The organism is Pseudochelatococcus sp. (assembly GCF_050946405.1).
Taxonomy (GTDB): domain Bacteria; phylum Pseudomonadota; class Alphaproteobacteria; order Rhizobiales; family Beijerinckiaceae; genus Pseudochelatococcus.
The window spans coordinates 718,383-738,303 of record NZ_JBMNUS010000001.1; the positions used below are offsets into that span (position 1 = coordinate 718,383).

20 protein-coding genes are annotated in these 19,921 nt (G+C 67.6%); 6 read left to right on the top strand and 14 right to left on the bottom strand.

The window, feature by feature from the left end; all coding sequences use genetic code 11:
* Positions 1-15: 15 nt before the first annotated feature.
* From ACOYJQ_RS03150 to ACOYJQ_RS03190, 9 genes are all read right to left on the bottom strand, one after another.
* Positions 16-444 carry a DUF2852 domain-containing protein gene (locus tag ACOYJQ_RS03150; protein WP_433456270.1) on the bottom strand — a complete coding sequence of 143 codons (429 nt, stop codon included), beginning with the start codon at positions 442-444 and terminating at the stop codon, positions 16-18.
* 173 nt (positions 445-617) lie between these two features.
* Positions 618-1,373, bottom strand: a complete 756-nt coding sequence (locus ACOYJQ_RS03155) for an arginyltransferase (protein ID WP_433456272.1) — start codon at positions 1,371-1,373, stop codon at positions 618-620.
* Between the two features lie 166 nt (positions 1,374-1,539).
* On the bottom strand, positions 1,540-1,986 hold the full coding sequence (locus ACOYJQ_RS03160; RefSeq protein WP_433456274.1) for an RDD family protein: 447 nt from the start codon (positions 1,984-1,986) through the stop codon (positions 1,540-1,542).
* A 185-nt stretch (positions 1,987-2,171) separates the two neighbouring features.
* Positions 2,172-2,948: a MerR family transcriptional regulator gene (locus ACOYJQ_RS03165; protein WP_433456276.1), complete on the bottom strand. Its 777-nt coding sequence runs from the start codon at positions 2,946-2,948 to the stop codon at positions 2,172-2,174.
* Between the two features lie 416 nt (positions 2,949-3,364).
* The gene (locus tag ACOYJQ_RS03170; RefSeq protein WP_433456278.1) at positions 3,365-3,682 is read right to left on the bottom strand and encodes an integration host factor subunit alpha; all 318 of its coding nucleotides are present in this window, start codon (positions 3,680-3,682) and stop codon (positions 3,365-3,367) included.
* Positions 3,683-4,047: 365 nt separating this feature from the next.
* A complete protein-coding gene (locus ACOYJQ_RS03175) occupies positions 4,048-5,031 on the bottom strand; it encodes a beta-ketoacyl-ACP synthase III (RefSeq protein WP_433456280.1) in 984 nt (327 codons plus the stop codon).
* A gap of 261 nt (positions 5,032-5,292) precedes the next feature.
* Positions 5,293-6,330: a phosphate acyltransferase PlsX gene (gene plsX, locus ACOYJQ_RS03180; protein WP_433456282.1), complete on the bottom strand. Its 1,038-nt coding sequence runs from the start codon at positions 6,328-6,330 to the stop codon at positions 5,293-5,295.
* A gap of 128 nt (positions 6,331-6,458) precedes the next feature.
* Positions 6,459-6,998 (bottom strand): YceD family protein, encoded by a 540-nt coding sequence (locus ACOYJQ_RS03185; RefSeq protein ID WP_433456284.1) that lies wholly within the window; start codon positions 6,996-6,998, stop codon positions 6,459-6,461.
* 98 nt (positions 6,999-7,096) lie between these two features.
* Positions 7,097-7,624 (bottom strand): ubiquinol-cytochrome C chaperone family protein, encoded by a 528-nt coding sequence (locus tag ACOYJQ_RS03190; RefSeq protein ID WP_433456286.1) that lies wholly within the window; start codon positions 7,622-7,624, stop codon positions 7,097-7,099.
* Between the two features lie 296 nt (positions 7,625-7,920).
* On the opposite strand from ACOYJQ_RS03190, the gene ACOYJQ_RS03195 reads away from it, so the two are divergent.
* Positions 7,921-8,379 (top strand): outer membrane protein assembly factor BamE, encoded by a 459-nt coding sequence (locus tag ACOYJQ_RS03195; RefSeq protein WP_433456288.1) that lies wholly within the window; start codon positions 7,921-7,923, stop codon positions 8,377-8,379.
* Between the two features lie 45 nt (positions 8,380-8,424).
* Here the strand turns inward: ACOYJQ_RS03195 and ACOYJQ_RS03200 are convergent, their stop codons facing one another.
* From ACOYJQ_RS03200 to tal, 4 genes are read right to left on the bottom strand one after another with little or no spacing between them, the layout of a single operon-like run.
* Entirely contained in the window at positions 8,425-9,309 is an 885-nt protein-coding gene (locus tag ACOYJQ_RS03200) for a DMT family transporter (RefSeq protein WP_433456290.1), read from the bottom strand.
* Positions 9,291-10,715 carry an argininosuccinate lyase gene (gene argH, locus ACOYJQ_RS03205; RefSeq protein WP_433456292.1) on the bottom strand — a complete coding sequence of 475 codons (1,425 nt, stop codon included), beginning with the start codon at positions 10,713-10,715 and terminating at the stop codon, positions 9,291-9,293. Before argH ends, ACOYJQ_RS03200 begins: the two co-directional genes overlap by 19 nt.
* Positions 10,712-12,004 (bottom strand): nicotinate phosphoribosyltransferase, encoded by a 1,293-nt coding sequence (gene pncB, locus ACOYJQ_RS03210; RefSeq protein ID WP_433456294.1) that lies wholly within the window; start codon positions 12,002-12,004, stop codon positions 10,712-10,714. The genes argH and pncB overlap by 4 nt, the downstream gene beginning before the upstream one ends.
* A complete protein-coding gene (gene tal, locus ACOYJQ_RS03215) occupies positions 12,001-12,972 on the bottom strand; it encodes a transaldolase (RefSeq protein WP_433456429.1) in 972 nt (323 codons plus the stop codon). Before tal ends, pncB begins: the two co-directional genes overlap by 4 nt.
* A gap of 314 nt (positions 12,973-13,286) precedes the next feature.
* Here tal and ACOYJQ_RS03220 point away from each other — a divergent pair, with 314 nt between their 5' ends.
* Entirely contained in the window at positions 13,287-14,267 is a 981-nt protein-coding gene (locus ACOYJQ_RS03220; protein WP_433456296.1) for an ABC transporter substrate-binding protein, read from the top strand.
* Between the two features lie 13 nt (positions 14,268-14,280).
* Positions 14,281-16,014, top strand: a complete 1,734-nt coding sequence (locus ACOYJQ_RS03225) for an ABC transporter permease (protein WP_433456298.1) — start codon at positions 14,281-14,283, stop codon at positions 16,012-16,014.
* On the opposite strand, the gene ACOYJQ_RS03230 is transcribed toward ACOYJQ_RS03225, so the two are convergent.
* On the bottom strand, positions 15,968-17,038 hold the full coding sequence (locus ACOYJQ_RS03230; protein WP_433456300.1) for an ABC transporter ATP-binding protein: 1,071 nt from the start codon (positions 17,036-17,038) through the stop codon (positions 15,968-15,970). The genes ACOYJQ_RS03225 and ACOYJQ_RS03230 overlap by 47 nt on opposite strands.
* A gap of 245 nt (positions 17,039-17,283) precedes the next feature.
* On the opposite strand from ACOYJQ_RS03230, the gene ACOYJQ_RS03235 reads away from it, so the two are divergent.
* From ACOYJQ_RS03235 to ACOYJQ_RS03245, 3 genes are all read left to right on the top strand, one after another.
* Positions 17,284-18,600, top strand: a complete 1,317-nt coding sequence (locus tag ACOYJQ_RS03235; protein ID WP_433456301.1) for an O-antigen ligase family protein — start codon at positions 17,284-17,286, stop codon at positions 18,598-18,600.
* Positions 18,601-18,796: 196 nt separating this feature from the next.
* A complete protein-coding gene (locus tag ACOYJQ_RS03240) occupies positions 18,797-19,321 on the top strand; it encodes a peptidylprolyl isomerase (RefSeq protein ID WP_433456431.1) in 525 nt (174 codons plus the stop codon).
* 94 nt (positions 19,322-19,415) lie between these two features.
* Positions 19,416-19,919 carry a peptidylprolyl isomerase gene (locus ACOYJQ_RS03245; protein WP_433456302.1) on the top strand — a complete coding sequence of 168 codons (504 nt, stop codon included), beginning with the start codon at positions 19,416-19,418 and terminating at the stop codon, positions 19,917-19,919.
* The last annotated feature ends 2 nt before the right edge of the window (positions 19,920-19,921 follow it).

Below are 19,921 nucleotides of genomic sequence, written 5' to 3' on the forward strand. Positions count from 1 at the left end.
CTCGGCGGCGGCGCGTCAGAGCGCCGCGCCGTTTTCGCCGTGTTGCCTGCGGAAACGGTCGTATACATCCTCGCCGCCGGCCCGTTCCTGATCGAGGAAGGCGCGGAAGGTGCGCACTTCGTCCGCCAGCTTGCTCCGTTCGGCGTCGATACGCTGTAACTCGCCGCGGATATACGCATCGAAACGCGCATTGCCGGTGGGAACGAACTCGTCATCGGCCTGGGGGGCGTTGCCGAACACGTCCCGAATTCCGGCGCGCACCCGGCGCGCGCCTTCGTTCACGACGTCGTCGAGGCTGCGGGGAGAGGCCGAGCGGTCGTTCCAGTACTTCCACGCCAGCACGGCAAGGCCGAGCGGCCAGAAGATGATGAACCCGATGACCAGCGCTGCAAGCTCGGCGGGACGCCAGTAACCCAGCGCCGAGCCGTTGTTCTGTTGTGCCATGGTTGTCTCCGGTAGCCCTGTCCGCGCCCACCGATGGCGCGGCTGCGGGCTCTTGCCGAAGAGGTAGTCATCGTTTGCGGCCATACAAGGGTGTTCGGCCAGGGGTGTTCGGCCAGGGGTGTTTGGCCAAGGGTGATCGGCCAAGAGTGATCGGCAGGGTGCGGACCGACGCTTCAGGCGGTGCGGCCCCTGGGTGGCGCATCCGGCCGCGTCTCGTCTGACCGCACCCATCCCTCCGGCAGCAGGCGCTCCTGCGGATGAAAACGGCTCTTGTAGCCCATGCGCCGCGAGCCCTCGACCCAATATCCCAGATAGACGTAGGGCAGGCCGAGCATCTGCGCGCGCGCGATATGGTCGAGGATCAGGAATGTGCCGAGGCTTCGCTGGACGGCTTCGGGATCGTAGAAGGAATAGACCATCGACAGACCGTCGCCGAGAATGTCCGTCAGCGCGGTGGCGACGAGTTCGCCGCTCTCGCTCCGGTATTCGATCAGCCGGGTCGTGACGTGCGTGTCTTCCACCATCACGGCGTAGTCGAGCATGCTCATGTCGGCCATGCCGCCATCCGCGTGACGGGCGTCGAGATAGCCGCGAAAGAGCGAATATTGTTCCGAAGTCGCATGCGGCAGCACCATGATCCCGGTAAGATCGCGGTTATGGTTGACGATGCGCCGGAAACTGCGCGTGGGGCGGAAATCGTCGGCGACCACGCGCACCGACACGCAACTGCGGCAACCCTCGCAAGCCGGGCGATAGGCGATGGTCTGCGAGCGGCGAAAGCCGCCTTGCGTCAGGACATCGTTGATCTCGCCCGCTCGCCGGCCGACGAGATGGGTGAAAACCTTTCTTTCCTGCTGCTCCGGCAGGTAGGGGCAAGGTGCCGGCGCTGTCAGGTAGAATTGCGGTGCGTTGCGCGCTTGCGTCGTCACGGCAGGGATCACGGTTGTCGGGCTTCGGGCGCGGCAGGCTTGACCGCGAGGCACGAAAAATGGCCGCCGACCCGACGCCGCACATGAACAGTCACGACGCCGAGGATAGCATGTCGCCCGCACAACTCAAGTGGCCCAAAGATCCCAAATGGCCTGCCGCGCCGGATCACGAGCGGACCACGGACACGCCGGTCAGGAGATCGTGCAGCAGGCGTCTGTCGTCGCGCACCAGCCCTGTCAGGATGTCGATGACGAAGAGGATGAAGGTGCCGATCGCGATGTAGAAGAAGATCGCATGGACGGCCGCGATCAGATAATCCACGCGCGCGCCATCCGGCCCGACGACGCGCAGCCCGAGCCAGCGCATGCCGATGGTTGCCTGCGCCTCCCCGCCCACGGTGAGGGCGCTGTAGATGACGCCGGTGCCGGCGAGCAGCGGAAACAGCAGCCACGCCACGCCCAGCGTCACCACGCCCAGCAGGGCGATGATCCAGCCGAGAACCAGCGTCAGCACGAAGATGACGGCGGCGTCGATCAGATAGGCGAAAAACCGTCCCGCCAGCACGCCGCGCGTGTCGAACGCCGGCCGCAACGGCGCAGGAACCTCATTCATCGATCGTCTCCTTCCCGCTCGCTCCGCAATCGCGCGCTTCTGCCGGCAGCCGCGCGGCGGAGGTGCCCAGCGATATAGGTGAGCCGCGCGCTTCTGTCATCCCCCGCGGGCCGGACAGGGGTCACGGGAAGCCGTGAAGACCGGAGCCGCCGGCTTGCAAGCCGAATCGGGAGGGGCAAATCGCGTTATTCGGCCTGGCCGTCGAGCGCGCCGGCAAGCAGGCGGCGGCACTCGCGCAACTCGTCGGCGACCGTTCGGAGCCGCTCGCGCGTGGCGCCAGCCAATTGGTAATTCGGCGTGATCACCCGATCCGCGCCGTGTTCTCCCCAAATCCCGCTTTCCTGCGCTTTGCCTTCTTGCGTCCTGCTTTCCTGCGCCCGACCCTCGGGCCCGCGGCCATCCTGCCGCCGCGCCGACAACGGACCGGGCGCGTAGCGATTGATGACGGCATCGATCTGTGTCGCCGCGACGGGCCGGGAAGCGTGTTCCGAAAGGCTTTCCGCCCCGGATGCCGGAACCTGCGGCGCGTCGTCCGGCCGATCGTCGGCCAGCGCCGCAGGCTCGTCCGGGTCGTCGGCGGGCGCATGGCGACCGATGGCGTTATCGTCTTCGGCGATCGTGTCCGGGAATGCGTCGTCAGGAAGAGGGGGCGCCTCGCCGGTCTGCGGCGCGGAAAGAGCCGTTACCGGCGCCTGCGCCACCAGCCGCTGCACATGGGCGACGCCCTGCTCCCTCAATATCCGCTGGACACCGCGTATCGTATATCCCGCACCGTACAGGAGATGGCGGATACCGCGCAGCAGCGCGACGTCCTCGGGACGGTAGAACCGCCTGCCGCCGCCGCGCTTGACGGGCCTGATCTGCGAAAAACGCGTTTCCCAGAAACGCAGTACGTGCTGGGGAATGTTCAGCTCTTCCGCGACTTCACTGATGGTGCGGAAGGCTTCGGGTCCCTTGCTCACCTGTCACTCCTTCACGCAACGATCCGAACCGCGGGCCAGGCGCTCGCAGTCCGTCCCGCGCTCCAGTTTTGCGCTGTCTGGGGTGTTGCGTAAATCCGTTATGACACGCGAAACTGTCGCCAGGCTGTCGCATTGTTGGCTGTCGCACCGTTGCCGCCGCGTGACGAGCCTGGCGGCAGGCCGCCGCGGGTGACAAGCCAGCGTTCGAAACATGTCCTGTTCAGATTGAAACAGGACATGTTTTGGATTTCCTGTTGTGAGCGAATTCTGATCGATTGGAGCGGGATGCGACCGGGCTGAATCGCCATTCCGCTCTCAACTCCATAATTTACCGCAACTTGAGTTCAATTCGATGGATCGACTTGAACGCAAACGGCTTTAAATGATTCCATTTGATCGGAAAGCGCTCTCGCGGCTCAATCCTGCTCCGTGACGCCGTGTTCGTCGCCGTTGATGCGGGCGCGCAGCACGTTGGAAGGGCGGAATATCATGACGCGCCGCGGCTCGATCGGCACTTCGACGCCCGTTTTGGGATTGCGGCCGATACGCTGGCCCTTGTCGCGGACGATGAACGATCCGAAGGAGGACAGTTTCACCGTCTCGCCCCGCGCGAGAGTATCGGAAATCTCCGTCAGCACGGATTCCACCAGCGCCGCCGATTCCGTGCGCGACAGGCCGATCTTCTGATAGACGACCTCGCATAGATCCGCTCGTGTAACTGTCCGTCCTGCCATCGTATCCCTTCGCGCGTCATCCGCGCTCCCCTGTGTCGCCTGCCACCGGCCGGCGCCGGCCCCGGCGCTGAAATCGCCGCTCCTTGCACGCGGACCGGCGGCTACGCCGGCCCAGTGGCGCGTGCGACGCGCATCCGGCCGTTCGCGAGTGTACCAACAGCGAAAACCAACGCTATTGAAATCACATGCGCCGGTCAATGGCGCAATGCGCCATCAAGCGGCAGGTCCGCGACGACCCGCTCAAGCAATCGCATGGCGTTGCGGCTATATCATGACATCGGCGCCCGCGCCGGACCCGGAGCGCTTTCCGGTCGGATGGATAAATCATCTGATCGATGGGAATTCGCTCCGGGCTGAAGAAGCGCCTACCAGCGGATGATGGCGCTGCCCCAGGTGAAGCCGCCGCCCAGCGACTCGATGAGCACCAGATCGCCCTCGCGGATGCGGCCGTCCGCCACCGCCGCCGAGAGCGCGAGCGGAATGGACGCGGCCGAGGTGTTGCCGTGGCGGTCGACGGTGACGACGACCTTTTCAGGCGCGATGCCGAGCTTCTGCGCGCTGGCGTCGATGATGCGCCGGTTGGCCTGATGCGGCACGAACCAGTCGATATCCTGCGCGCCGATACCGAGGGCGTTCAGTGAATCCTCTATGACGTCGGTGATCATGCCGACGGCGAAGCGGAACACCTCGCGCCCTTCCATGCGCAGATGGCCCACGGTGCGGGTGGAGCCGGGGCCGCCGTCGACGAACAGTTTCTCGCGGTGCTGTCCGTCAGAGCGCAGATGCGCGGTCAGCACGCCACGGTCGGCAAGGGACTGCGCGCCCGGCCGGGCCTCCAGCACGATGGCGCCGGCACCGTCGCCGAAAAGCACGCAGGTGCCGCGATCTTCCCAGTCGAGAATATGCGAGAAGGTTTCCGCCCCGATCACGAGCGCGCGCCGGTGCGAGCCGGAGGTGAGGAACTTGTCCGCCGTGGTGACGGCGAACACAAAACCGGAGCAGACGGCTTGCAGATCGAAAGCCACGCCGTGGCGGATGCCGAGCGCGTGCTGGATCTGCGTGGCGGTGGCGGGAAAGGTGTAGTCGGGCGTCGAGGTGGCGCAGACGATGAGGTCGATATCGTCGCCGGTGAGCCCGGCCGAGGCAAGCGCCGCCTGCGCCGCCCGCGTGCCGAGTTGCGATGTCGTCTCGCCTTCCGCCGCGATGTGACGCTGGTGGATGCCGGTGCGCTTGACGATCCACTCGTCGGACGTATCGACCATGCGGGACAGTTCGTCGTTGGTCAGGATTCGCTCCGGCAAGCAGGCGCCGCAGCCGCGCACGACGGATCTCAGGTTGGCGAGATGCAAGGAATGGCTCCCCAGTTGGCGTTGGAATCCCCATTGTGTTTCATCGGAACGCAAAAGGACTCTATCTTTTTGATTTAACGCGTTTCCTTCAGGCAAACTGGTATCCGGCCTGCTTGAAAACGCTTCATGACAATACGTTTGATCCGCTCATCAAATCAAACGCGAGTTGCCGAAAATACGGAAATCCGACGGGCTTGCACAGCGAAGGCGAATGCGGCGATCATGCGGGTTGCTCCAGCGGGCTGCTTCATGAGCGCCGGGTCAGGCTTCGGCCGCCACCGGCTGCGTCAACGTCAAGGTATCGCGAATGCGATCCATCAGACCGAAACGTGACATGTCGTAGGCAAGTTCCACCGCCGCCGCGAAGCCGACGGCGTCCGTGCCGCCGTGGCTCTTGATGACGATGCCGTTGAGGCCGAGAAAGATGCCGCCGTTGGAGCGGCGCGGATCGAGCTTTTCCCGCAGCGCGTTGAAAGCGCCGCGCGCGAACAGGTAGCCGATGCGCGCCCAGAACGAGCGTTCGATGGCGCTGCGCAGATAGGTCGCGACCTGCCGCGCGGTGCCCTCCGCCGCCTTCAACGCGATGTTGCCGGCAAAGCCTTCGGTCACGACCACATCCACCGTGCCCTTGCCCAGATCGTCGCCCTCGACGAAACCATGGTAGGCGAAGTGCTCCGATTCGCGCTCGCGCAGGATGCGGCCGGCTTCCTTCACCGCCTCGTTGCCCTTGATCTCCTCCACGCCGACATTCAGCAGCCCCACGCTCGGGCGCTCGATGTCGAACACCGCCCGCGCCAGCGCCGTGCCCATCAGGGCGAGGTTCACGAGCTGGCGGGCGTCCGCGCCGATGGTGGCGCCGATGTCGAGCACGATGCTCTCGCCGCGCAGCGTCGGCCAGATGCCGGCGATGGCGGGACGGTCGATCGGCGCCATGGTTCTGAGGCAGAACATCGCCATCGCCATCAGCGCGCCGGTGTTGCCGGCGGAGACGGCCGCATGCGCCTCGCCGTTCCGCACGGCCTCGATGGCCTGCCACATGGAGGACTTGTAGCGCCCGGCCCGCAGGGCCTGGCTGGGCTTGTCGGCCATGGTGACGAAGACGTCCGTATGGCGGATTTCCGAAGCCGCCCGCAGCGCGGGGTGCGCCGCGAGCAAGGGGGCGATGATTTTTTCGTCGCCGTGCAGCAGAAAGCGGACATCCGGCCTGCGCTCCAGCGCGATCGCCGCGCCGGGGACGACGACCTCGGCGCCGCTGTCGCCGCCCATGGCATCAAGCGCAATCGTGATCGGTGCGGACATGATGAACGTGTCAATCTCCAGAGGGACAGCCGCAAAAACGCGAGCTTGCAGCGGCCGCCGTCCGGGAAGCGTGGCCGAAAGCAAACGATTCACACCCGCGCACGAAGGCGGGCGAAGCGCAACAGGCTCTATTCCTTATTGCCGGAAGCGGCTTGCTTCAACCCCGACAGGGCGGCAAACGGCGATTCATTTCCCGCCAGGCTGCTGTCGTAGGAAAATTCGACGCCCGGCTTGCGCGGGTAAGGATCAAGACCGAGCGCCAGAAACTCCGCCGTCAGCGCGCCGAGGTCGATCTCGCCGTCGATCAGGTCGTCCGGGGCATCGAGTTCGGTTTCGGGGTCGCGCGGCTCGCGCAGGTCGGGCTGCGGCAGATCCGGGTCGGCGAAGACGACCTCGACGTCCTCGTCCACCGATGCGTCGAAGGGTTCGAGCGAAACGGTGCACACCTGCGCGATCACCGCCCGCACGTCGCCGCGGACCGTGACGCGCCGGTCGTTGCCGGAGAGATGGAAGACGCCGGTCAGCGCGTGAATGGCGGGCAGTTCGAGAAAAGCCGCCAGAGCCGCGCGTTCCTCGGCCGTCGCCTCCACCGTGAAATCCACGCCTTCCGGCTTGAGATCGGCGACACTGAACACGCGCTGAAGAGGAAATGATTCGGTGCCCGTCATCGTCGAACTCCATCGGATAGGGGCGCTGCGGCTGACCGGCCATGCGGGCCGCCGGAGGGCCTCGGTTGAAGGGGGCTCCATCGCGGGAGCCGGGTTGATCAGTCTCCGGGCGCCGCCGGAAACAGCGGCGCCCCGGACAGAATATAAGCCAGATCGTAGACAGTCATTATTTCATCAGCATGGCGGATATGTCGGGCGAAGGCGGGCAGGTTTTGCGCGTCTCCGCCCGAGGCGCGCGACAGCGCCCTGCACAGCGCGTCGTCCGTATCCGCCTCCAGCGCCTCGTCGAAAAGCCGCGCCCGGCCGTAGAAGGTCTGCGCGAACAGCTTCATCTTCTTCGGGATGGAAAGGTCGCCGATGCCGATTTCGCGCAGGGTTCGATCGACCTCCCGGAAGAGGATATCAACAAGATCCTGCGCCACCGCGCCCGCCGGGGGCGGCAGGGCGCGCAGCCGGCGCATGACCAGGGCGGCATGCAGCGTCAGCGAATCGAATCGCCCCTCCAGCGTGTCCGGCATCGCGAAATGCGTATAGAGAAACGGCGCGCGCGACGCCTCGCTGATGCGCCGGTACAGCGCTTCCACGGCTTCCTTGTCACGCTTGCGGCCGAATAATCCGAAAAACATCGCTCCCCGCCGTTTCATCGCGCCTTGCAAATCCGCCCTATGCGGGTTACGGCATATGCGCGGTATTTTGCAAGCGGAATGCCGCCTTTCGCGTCGGGGCGGCCGGCCACCGGCGACGTTTGTGTCGCGTTCGGGCCGCAAGCTCCGCGCAACGGCGGGCGGCGGGCCGTGTTGTCCGGCGCCGGCGGCGTTCAAAGTCGGGAGACCATCGGGTGAGCCATTCTTCTGCCCAAGATTCGACGTCCAGCGGCTCTTCAACGTCCAGCCGTCCGATGGCCCGGCGGGCGAGAAGCGGAATGTCGCCGCTGCGCCTGTCGGTGGCTGCCGTGCTGACGGTGGCGCTGGGAGCGGGGCTCGCCTCCTGCGGCAGCAGCGAGACCATCTCGCGCGGCTACGTCATCAACGAGGACGAACTCGCCAAGATCACGCCCGGCACCAGTGTCGAGCAGGTGCTCACCGTTCTGGGCACGCCTTCCACGGTGTCGACGGTCGGCAACAAGACCTTCTACTACATCAGCCAGAAATTGCAGCGCACGGTGCAGTTCATCGAGCCGCGCATCGTCGATCAGCGCGTCGTCGCGATCTACTTCAACCAGGCGTTCAAGGTGGAGCGCGTCGCCCATTACGGCCTGAAGGACGGTGTGGTGTTCGACTTCATCAGCCGCACGACGCCGACGAGCGGCGCCGAACAGAGCTTCCTCACCCAGTTGTTCCGCGGCGCCGGCACATCGTTCAATCCCGGCATCGGCCTCTGACGCGGGGTTTGCGCGCGCGTCCCGCGGAAGGGCGCGCGCCGCCCTTCATGGCCGGTTGGCGATCGCGACGCCCGCCGCGGACAGGGCCATGCCTGCGATCTGGACGGTCTCCAGCGTCTCGTCGAACAGGAAGAACGCCATCAGCGCCGAAACCGGCGGCACCAGATAGAGCAGGGCCGCGACGCCGGCCACCGCGCCCTGCCTGATCAGGTAGAGCAGCAGCGTGATCGCGCCCAGCGACAGGCCGAATACGGCCCAGACGAGGCCGATCCACATCTCCGCCGTCCCGTCGAGATGCATATCCTCGGTGAAGAACGCCAGCGGCAGCAGAATGGCCACGCCGCCGATGAACTGCACGGCGGCATTGGTGCGCAGGTCCGCCGCGGCTGCGGTGCGCTTCTGCCAGATCGTGCCGAGCGTCATCGAGACCATGCCGGCGAAAGCCACGGCGATCGCCGCAGCCGGCAGCGCTGCGGATGCATCGCCGACGCGGGGAAACAGCACCAGCAGCGCGCCCGAGAAGCCCAGCCCGATGCCGAGCCAGCGCTGGCCCGATACCCGTTCTCCGAGCAACGGCACGGACAGCAGGCCCGTCAGCAGCGGCTGCAACCCCATGACCAGCGCGACGATGCCCGCTTGCAGGCCGTGCTTCGTGGCCCAGAAGGTCGCGCCGAGATAGAGCCCCTGCATCAGCACGCCGGCGACGAGCGCGTCGAACCACTGGCGCGGCGTCGCCGGCCACGATGCGCCGACGGCGAAGGCGATCAGCGCGAACGCCGCCGCCGCCAGCGCGCAGCGCAGGGCGAGAAAGGTCATCGGGTCGGCGTGCGGCGCGACGAGCCGGGCGACGATGAAGCCCGTCGCCCAGATGATGACGAAGAACGCCGGAATGGCGCGGACGACGGCGGGGTTCACAGGTGCGCCTTCCACCAGGCGGCCTGCGCCGCCACCTGATCCGGCGCGGTGCCGCCGAAGCTCTTGCGCGAGCGCACGGAATTGTCCACGCCGAGCACGCCGTAGATGTCGGCCGTGATGCCGGGCTCGACCGCCTGGAAGGCGTCGAGCGGCAGTTCCTCCAGCCCGACGCCGCGCCGCTCCGCCTCCGCCACCAGCCGCCCGGTGACATGATGAGCATCGCGGAACGGCATGCCGAGGCTGCGCACCAGCCAGTCGGCGAGGTCGGTGGCCGTGGAGAAGCCCGCACCGGCGGCGGCGGCCATGCGCGCCGGCACCGCTTCCAGATCCTCGATCATGCCGGTCGTGGCCGCGAGCACCAGTTCGAGCGTATCGGCGGCGTCGAAGAGCTGCTCCTTGTCCTCCTGCATGTCCTTGGAATAGGTGAGCGGCAGGCCCTTCATCACCGTGAGCAGCGCGATGAGCGCGCCGAAGACGCGCCCGGTCTTGCCGCGCACGAGCTCCGCCGCGTCCGGGTTCTTCTTCTGCGGCATGATGCTGGAACCCGTGGTCCAGCGATCCGACAGGCGCACGAAGCCGAATTGCGCCGTCATCCACAGCACGGTTTCTTCAGCGAGCCGCGACAGATGCACGGCGCAGATGGCGGCGGATGACAGATATTCCAGAATGAAATCGCGGTCCGACACCGAATCGAGCGAGTTGCGCGTCGGTCCGTCGAAACCGAGCGCCGCCGCCGTCGCGTGGCGGTCGATGGGGAAGGAGGTGCCGGCCAGCGCCGCCGCGCCCAGCGGGCATTCGTTGAGCCGCGTGCGCGAATCGCGGAAGCGGCCGCGATCGCGCCCCAACATTTCCACATAGGCGAGCAGATGATGGCCGAAGGTGACGGGCTGGGCGCTTTGCAGATGCGTGAAGCCCGGCATCACGGTGTCGGCGTTGCGTTCCGCCTGCGCCACCAGCGCCCGCATCAGGCCGGTGATCTGGACGATGGCGCGGTCGTGCGCCTCGCGCACCCACAGCCGCACGTCGGTCGCGACCTGATCGTTGCGGCTGCGCGCCGTATGCAGGCGGCCGGCGGGCTCGCCCGCGATATCCTTCAGCCGTGCCTCGACATTCATGTGAATGTCCTCGAGCGCGGTCTTGAAGTCGAAGGTGCCGGCCTCGATCTCGGCCTTCACCTGCGCCAGCCCGGCGTGGATGGCGTCGCGGTCGGCTGCCCCGATGATACCTTGCGCCGCGAGCATGTCGCTATGGGCGAGCGAGCCGCGGATGTCCTGATCGGCGAGCCGCTTGTCGAAGCCGATGGAGGCGTTGATGGCTTCCATCAGCGCCGCCGGCGAGGCGGCGAAGCGCCCGCCCCACATGGCATTGGACTGCCCGTTGGCGTTGGATTGGCTAATTTTTTTCGTTTCGTCCGACATCATACCACCACTTCACGCACGGTCTGTTCGCCCACGTGGAAAATGCGCTTGTAGCGCTCGATCTCCTCCGGCGGGCCCAGCGCCTTGGCCGGGTTGTCGGAGAGCTTGACGGTCGGCCGGCCGTTGGCGGACACCACCTTGCATACGATGGAGAACGGATCGAGCAGCGCATCGGGCGCGAAGCCGCGAAAATCGTTGGTGAGCAGGGTGCCCCAGCCGAAGGCGAAGCGCACGCGGCCGGCGAAACGGGCATGGATCTGCCGGATCACCGGCACGTCGAGGGCATCGGAAAAGACGATCAGCTTGTCGCTCAGGTCCGCGCCGCGCTTCTTCCACCAGGCGATCGCTTCCTCCCCGCCTTCGATCGGGTCCTTCGAATCGACGCGGATGCCGGTCCAGTTGGACAGCCACGACGGCGCGTTCTCGAGAAAGCCGGTGGTGCCGTAGGTGTCGGGCAGGATGACGAGCAGATTGCCGTCATAATCCTCCTGCCAGTCGTGCAGCACCTGATAAGGCGCCTGGCGCAGCGCCTCGTCGTCGGGCGCGAGGGCGGCGTAGACCATCGGCAGCTCATGCGCGTTGGTGCCGACCGCCTCCATCTCGCGGCGCATGGCGATGAGGCAGTTCGACGTGCCTGTGAAGGAGGCGCCGAGCCCCTCCTGAAGCGCTTGCACGCACCAGTCCTGCCACAGAAAGCCGTGCCGGCGGCGCGTGCCGAAATCGGCGATCAGCAGCTCCGGCACGTGCTTGAGCTCCTCGACCTTCTCCCACAGCCGCGCCATGGCGCGGGCATAAAGCACTTGCAGCTCGAAGCGCCCCATGTGCCTCAGCGCCGCGCGCGAGCGCAGCTCGGTGAGGATGGCGAGCGCCGGAATTTCCCAGAACGTGGTTTCGACCCACGGCCCTTCGAAAGTGAGCTCGTATTGCCCGTCCTTTTCCTCCAGCTCGTAGGGCGGCAGGCGGAAATTCTCCAGCCAGGCGATGAAATCCGGCTCGAACATCTGCCGGCGGCCATAGAACATGTTGCCGCGCAACCAGGTCGATTCGCCGCGCGTCAGCGAGAGCGTGCGCACATGGTCGAGCTGCTCGCGCAGCTCCACCACGTCGATGAGATCGGCGAGCCGCACGTGCTTCGAGCGGTTGATGATGGAGAACGTCACCCGCGCGTCGCGCTTGCGGCGGAAAATCGTTTGTGCCATCAGCAGCTTGTAGAAGTCCGTATCGAGCAGCGAGCGCACGATCGGATCGATCTTCCAGCTATGGTTGTAGACCCTTGCGGCGATATCGGTCACGCGCGCTCTCCCGTGGCGAGGCGGTCGTCGACCAGCGCGCGCAGGGTGCGCAGGTCCTTGACGAAGGCCCGGATGCCCTCGGCCAGTTTCTCCGTGGCCATGGCGTCCTCGTTGAGGGCGAAGCGGAACGCCTTTTCATCGAGGCGCAGGCGCTCGGGAGCCTCGGCGGCGGCGTCGGGCGCGAGGGCGCGCGGCAGCGGTCCCTGGCTCGCGGCGAGTTCATCGATGAAGGCGGGCGAAATGGTGAGCCGGTCGCAGCCCGCCAGCGCCTCGATCTCGCCGAGGTTGCGGAAGGAGGCGCCCATCACCACGGTGCCGATGCCGTGGCGCTTGTAATAGGCATAGATGGTGCGTACCGAGAAGACGCCGGGATCGGCCTCGCCCGTGTAGGGGCCGCCGCCGTTCTTCACATGCCAGTCCAGAATGCGCCCGACGAAGGGCGAGATGAGGAACACGCCCGCATCCGCGCACGCCGCCGCCTGCGCCAGCGAGAACAGCAGCGTGAGATTGGTGTCGATGCCCTCGGCTTGCAGGATCTCGGCGGCGCGGATGCCCTCCCACGTCGCGGCGATCTTGATGAGGATGCGCTCGCGGCCGATGCCGCGTTCCGCGTAGTCGGCGATGAGCGCGCGGGCCCTGGCGACGGTGGCCTGCGTATCGAAGGAGAGGTCGGCGTCGACTTCCGTGGAGACGCGGCCGGGCACGATGCGCGCCAGTTCCGCGCCGAAGCTCACCGCGAGCCGGTCGGCCACGCGGGAAACGATTTCGTCGCGCGAGCCGTCGAGCCGGCGGCCGAAGGCGAGCGCTTCCTCGACGATGGCGGGGTGGGCGCCCGATTGCACGGCCCGCAGCAGCAGCGTGGGGTTGGTGGTGCAGTCCTGCGGCTGAAGGCGGCGCACGGTCTCGATGTCGCCGGTGTCGGCGACGACAACGGTAACGGCTTTCAATTGATCGAGTTTCGTCGTCATCGTCCTTCCCCCAATGCTTTCCGCCGTGCGCTCCTGCTCCGCCGCACCGGCCTGTTTTTCCGACTGGCGCGCGGTATTTCCCGCGCCAGTCGTTTGGATCACGGACGTCGCCCCAGTGCAAGGCGCAAGTGCCGAGAAAGCAGCCGCAAAATGCCCGCGAGGCGCTCGCGCCGCCGTGCGGCGAGGATGCCGGCGCGCCGGTGCGTCATATCAGCGTCACGCCGGAAGTCTAGGCAACGGGTTCGTCGTTTCGATGGTCCGCGCGGCCGGTATGCAGGCTGTCTCGCGGTCCGATGCGTTCAGGAGCCCGTTCCATGAAGCGTATTCTCGCCGCCGTTCTCGCCGCAGCCCTGGCGCCCGCCGCCGCCCACGCCGCCGACGTGTCTGGCAAGCTCGTGCTCTACACGAGCCAGCCCAACACGGATGCGCAGCAGACCATCGACGCCTTCAAGGCGAAACATCCCGCCGTCGATATCAGCTTCGTGCGCGATGGCACGCCGCCGTTGCTGGCGAAGCTGCGCGCCGAGTTCGAGGCCGGCCAGCCGCAGCCCGACGTGCTGCTGATCGCCGACAGCGTCACCATGGAAGGGCTGAAGAAGGAAGGGCGTCTGGCCGCACACGAGGGCGCCGACGTTTCCGCCTATCCGGCCGGCACGCACGACGCGCAAAAATTCTGGTTTTCCACGAAGCTCATCACGACCGGTTTCGCCTACAACACCAAGGCGGCGTTCAAGCCGGAATCGTGGGAAGACCTGACGAAGCCCGAGGTGAAGGGCCAGCTCACCATGCCGAGCCCGCTTTCGTCGGGCGCCGCGCTCATCCACGCCGCGACGCTGACCTCGACCCTCCCGGAAGGCTGGGGCTATTACGAGGCGCTGAAGAAGAACGACGCCGTCGCCGGCGGCGGCAACGGCGCGGTGCTCAAGGCGGTCGCGGGCGGCGACAAGCTCTACGGCGTGATCGTCGACTACATGCCGATCCGCGAGAAGGCCAAGGGCGCGCCCATCGAGTTCGTGTTCCCGAAGGAAGGCGTCTCCGCCGTCACCGAACCGGTGGCGATCCTGAAGACCACGCGCAACCCCGAGGCGGCGAAGGCTTTCGTCGACTTCATCCTCTCCAGGGACGGGCAGGAACTCGCCCGCAAGCAGGGCTACCTGCCGGCTCATCCCGAAGTCGCGCCGCCGGAAGGTTTTCCGGACCGCAGCACGATCAAGGTGCTGAGCTTCGATGCCGCCAAGGCCCTCGCCGACGAGACGAAGAACAAGAAGGCGTTCGCCGACATCTTCGGCCAGTGAGCCGGCGGCCCGGATGACGGATGCCGTCCGCGACGTGACGACCGGACGGCGCGGCGTCGTATGGCCGCGCCTTCCCGACGGATGGTGGGTGCTGGCGCTGCTCGGCGCGGCGGTGTTGCTCTTCGCGCTGTTGCCGTTCGGGCGTCTGGTGCTCGCGGCCGTCGCGCCCGGCGGTGCGTTGGACATCGCGCCGGCGCTGGCGGAGATCGGCGGCCGCGCCGCGGTGCGGGCGACATGGCACAGCCTCGAAACCGGCGTCGTGTCGGCGTTCCTCGCGCTGCTGCTCGGCGCCGGCGTCGCGCTGGCGCTCACCCTTACCGACGTGCGCGGCAAGCGCGCCATCTCGTTCTGCTTCCTGCTGTCGATGATGATCGCGCCGCAGGTGGTGGCGCTGGCCTATTTCACGCTGGCGGGGCCTTCCTCGCCGCTGCTGAACGCCGTGGGGCTCGCGCCGCCGCCGGGCAGCGACAATCCGCTGATGAGCCGGGAAGGCATCATCGCCGTGCTCGCGCTGCACCATGCGCCGCTGGTGTTCGTCACCGTGCGGGCGGGGCTGCGGACGGTGCCGGCCGATCTCGCCGAGGCCGCGCTGACGGCCGGCGCACGGCCGCTGCGGGTATTGCGCGTCATCATCCTGCCGCTGTTGCGGCCTTATTTCGTGGCTGCCACCGCGCTCGCTTTCGTGGCGGCGGTGGGCAATTTCGGCATTCCGGCGCTGCTCGGCGTGCCGGTGAATTACCTGACGCTGCCGACGCTCATCTATCGGCGCATGGTCAGTTTCGGCCCCTCCGTCATTGCCGACGCGGCGGCGCTGTCGGTGCTCGTCGCGTTCATCGCCGGTATCGGCGTGCTGCTCGGGGCATGGATTCTCGGAAGCCGGTCGGCGCGATTCGGGCGCGGCAAGCCCATCGGCGTCGTCTGGCACCTGAAGCGCCGCCGGCTCGCGGAGGCCGGGCTCTGGCTCGTCGTCGCGGTCGTGCTCGTGCTGCCTCTCACGGCGCTTGTCGCTTCGGCGCTGGTGCCGTCCTACGGCGTACCGCTGTCGTGGGCCACGGTGACGCTCGACAACTTCGTGGAGGTGCTGGCGCGGCAGGATGTGACGATGCGCGCCTTCCGCAACTCCTTCGTGTTCGCGCTCACGGCGTCTGTCCTGCTGGCGCTCGCGGCGGTGCCGCTCGCCTACGCGCTTGACCGGCGGGCGGGCCGACTGCGGGGGCCGCTGGAACTCGCGCTGGAAATTCCCTACGCCTTGCCCGGCGTGGTGCTGGCCATCGCCTGCATCCTGCTGTTCCTGCGGCCCTTGCCGGTCGTCGGCGTGAGCATCTACGGCACGCCCTTCATCATCCTGTTCGCATATATGGCGCGCTTCCTGCCCATCGCGCTGAAGGCGCCGGGCGCGGCGGTGGCGCAATTGCCGATCGAGCTGGAAGAGGCGGCGCGCGCCTGCGGGGCGCGCTTCTCGCGCCGGCTGTTCGCCATCGTGCTGCCGATCGTCTTGCCGGCCGCGGCGGCGGGCGGGCTGATGGTGTTCCTGACGGCGTTCAACGAACTGACCGTTTCCGCGCTGTTGTGGTCGTCGGGCACGGAGACGATCGGCGTCGCGCTGTTCAGCCTGGAGGAAGCCGGCTTCGCCTCGCCCGCCGCCGCGGTGGCGCTGACGGCGGTGGCGGCGGTGGCCGTGATCATGGGTCTGCTCGACCTCAGCGCCCGGCGCCTGCCGCCGGGGATTCTGCCGTGGCGGGAATGATCCAGCCGTCATCGACCGAGAGCCGCAGGATCGCGCCCGGCGCGGGCGCGACGGGCAGGTGCAGCGAGAGCCGCTGCTCGTCCGCAAGTTCCACCGTCACGCTGTGGAACGCGCCTTTGTAGGTCGTGGCGACGACTCGCACATCGATGTCGCCGCCGAGGCTGACGCCTTCGGGGCGAATCAGCACCTGCGCCGGGCCGGGAGCGGCGCCGGGCGGCGCGCGCAGCAGCAGTTTCCGGCCGGCGAGCCGCACGGCCGCCCGGCCGTCTGTCGCAGCCGTTTCCGCCGTCGCCGTCACGATGGCGCCTTCGCCGACGAATTTCGCCACGGCGATATTGGCCGGTTCGTTGTAGACGGTTTCGGGCGCGGCGCGCTGCGACAGCCGGCCCCGGTCGAGCACGGCGACCTCGGTCGCGAGCGCCAGCGCCTCCGCCTGATCGTGGGTGACGTAGACGAAGGTGCGGCCGGTCTCGCGGTGCAGGCGGCGGAACTCTTCCAGCATCGTGGCGCGCAGGTGGATATCGAGATTGGCGAGCGGCTCGTCGCACAGTATGATGGAGGCGTCCTGCACCAGCGCCCGCGCGAGCGCCACCCGCTGGCGCTGGCCGCCGGAAAGCGCCTCCGGCCGGCGCGCGGAAAGCCCGGCGAGCCCCACCGCCTCCAGCGCCTGCGCCACGCGCCGCGCCGCGCCCGCCCGGTCTGCGCCCGCGACGGAAAGAGGAAAGGCGACGTTCTCCGCCACGCTCATGTGCGGCCAAAGCGCGTAGGACTGGAAAACCATCGCCACCCGCCGGTCTTCCGGCGGCACATGGAAATCCGGCCCGGCGACGGAGCGGCCGCCGAGGACGATCGTGCCGGAAGAGACCTTCTCGAAGCCCGCGATGAGGCGCAGCAGCGTGGTCTTGCCGCAGCCGGACGGACCGAGCAGGGCGAGGAAAGCGCCGTCCGCCACCGAAAGGCTCACGTCGTCGAGGGCGACAACCGCGTCGTAGCGGCGGCTGACGTTGGCAATGTCGAGCGTCATGATCGCGGTTCCGGGCGGCGGCCGATCGGGCGCGATGCCCGCCTGCGCCTTCTGTGCGCATCTGCCGTGACATTTTCATGAATGCCGGATGTGACGGACGGGTGCCGGGACGCGGCGGCTTTCTGGAAGTGTTACATCTCGCGGAGTGTTGCATTCCCCCTACAGTATCCGGGCGCGTCACGGGTTAGGCTATGGGAGATGGGCGTGCATCGGGCGCGCTTCTACCGGACAAAGCGCTTCAGGGAATGGTCACGCGCCACCACACGACCCCGCTCGATCCAGCGGCAGATGCGGCAGCCTTGCTGCGCCGTCTCGGCTTCGCGATTCTCGTCGTGCTGCTGCCGTCCGCGACGTTCCTGTCGCGGCGCGCGACGGTCATTCTGGCGCCGGTCGGGGTGTCGCTGCTGATTCTCTCCAGCGTGATCGAGGCGCCGCCGCGCGGCTTCGTCCGCGTGTTGACCGCGATCGCCAGGCATCCGGCGGGCATGGCCGGCATCCTGTTCGTCGGCTGGGCGGCGCTGTCGATTATCTGGGCGCCGGACAGGGGCGAGGCGGGCGACAAGCTGTTCAACGCCGTGCAGGCCATCGTGCTGGGGGTGCTCGGGGTATCGACGCTGCCGGACCGCGTGCGGGCCTCCAACCTGTATCTGACGGGCATCGGCGTGGCGCTGGCGGCGTTGCTGGCGCTGGCGCTGATCGTGACGGGGGCGCGGGAGACGCTGACGGACGAGGCGGCGATTTTCGAACGCGGCCTGACGGGGCTGGCGCTGATGGTCTGGCCGGCCCTCGCGTGGCTCGAATCGCGCGGCCGCCGGGGCCTTGCGGCCGCGCTGGTGCTGGTGACGGCGGTGACGCTGGTCATGGCGCGCGCCGTGGTGCCGCTGATCGGTTTCGCCGTCGCGGCGGCGGTATACGGCCTGACATGGTGGCGCCCTGCGGCCGGCAATCGCGTGGCGGCGTGGGGCTCGGCGGGTTTTCTGCTGGTTGCGCCGCTGCTCGCCGTGTTGATTTCACCCGCGGCCACACGCCTTCTCGCGGAGGAAAACACGGTGCGCGCCGCCATCGCGGCATGGCATACGCTGGTGCTGACGGCGCCCGACAGCTTTCTCATCGGCCACGGGCTCGATACGGTGCTGCCCGCCCGTCTTTCCGGCGCGGTTCCGGTGTCGACGCCGCATGGCCTTCCGTTCGAGATCTGGTTCGAACTCGGGGCCGTCGGCGCGGTGCTCGCGTCGCTGACGCTCTATTTCGTCGCGCGGCGCTTCGATGCGATGGCGTCCGGTCCTGCCGGCTCGGCGCAACTCGTGCCGGGATTGACGGCGGCCTTCGCGGCCGCTTTCACGCTGGCCGTTCTCGGCGCGGGAGTGGCGTTTCCCTGGCGGATGATGACGCTGGCCGTGGTGGTGATCGCCTTCGCGGCGGTGACGCGCGGCCAGTTCCGCACCCGCCGGCCCAAGGCGAACGAGCGACCGGCAAACGGGCGACCCTCGGGCGATCGGCCGTCGGGGCCGCAGACGCCCGCCGCCGCGCGGCCGAGGACAGGCAATGCCGCCGCGCGATAGGCGCGCCGCCGGCCGCCGTTAATTTGCGCCGCGCTCTGGAGCATTTTTCCGCAAGGTGCTATCCAGCCACTTTCGAGGTTGGCGGGCGACGCGGCGTTGCCCCGTCGCGAAGCTTTTGCGGAGGCTGTCCATGCGCGTCCTGATGCTTGCGTCCTGTATCCTTGCTGCCTGTTCGCTCGCGGTGTCCGCGCCGGCGATGGCCTCCTCCGGCCGTCCCGTGCAGGTCGCGCAGGCGGAGGCAGCCGACCCGCAGGACACCGTGCTGCTCGATACGGCGCACGGCCGTGTCACCATCCGGCTGCGGCCGGATCTCGCTCCCCGGCATGCCGAGCGCATCCGCGCCCTCGCGAGCCAGGGCTTTTATGACGGCGTGGTGTTCCACCGCGTGATTCCCGGCTTCATGGCGCAGACGGGCGACCCGACCGGCACCGGGCGCGGCGGCTCCGATCTGCCTGACCTGCCGGCGGAATTTTCCCGCGCGACGTTCAAGCGCGGCACCGTCGGCATGGCGCGGGCGCAGAACCCGAATTCCGCCAACTCGCAGTTCTTCATCTGCTTCGACGATGCATCCTTTCTCGACGGTCAGTATACGGTGATCGGCGAGGTGATCGCGGGCATGGAGGCGGTGGACCGCATCAAGGCCGGCACCAGCGCCAACAACGGCGCCGTCGACAATCCCGACAAGATCGTCAGGATGCGCCTTGCCTCGGACGGCAAGTGATACCGAAGCTCCGGTCTTCGATTGCTCGCGTGCGGGCTTCGCTCAAGCCCGATTACATCAAGCCGGCATCCAGTCGCCGCAGAAAGGAACCATCATGACCGCCACCGTTGACGCGGAAAACACGCTTGTTCTCGAAACGACGAAGGGCCGCGTGGTGATCGCGCTGCGCCCGGACCTCGCGCCCCTGCATGTGGCGCGCATCAAGGAACTGGCGCGCGCGAAGTTCTATGACGGCATCGTCTTCCACCGTGTCATCGAGGGCTTCATGGCGCAGGTCGGCTGCCCGCACGGCACCGGCACCGGCGGCTCCGACCTGCCCGACCTCAAGGCGGAGTTCAACGCCGAGCCCCACGTGCGCGGCACCGTCTCGATGGCGCGGGCGCAGAACCCCAATTCCGCCAACTCGCAGTTCTTCATCTGCTTTTCCGACGCGCGCTTCCTCGACAAGCAATATACCGTCTGGGGCAAGGTGATCGAGGGCATGGAGAACGTCGACAAGATCAAGCGCGGCGAGCCCGTGCGCGATCCCGATTCCATCGTCACCGCGCGCGTCGCCGCCGACGTCGCGGGTGAAACGGACGCCGGAAAGGACGCGTAAGC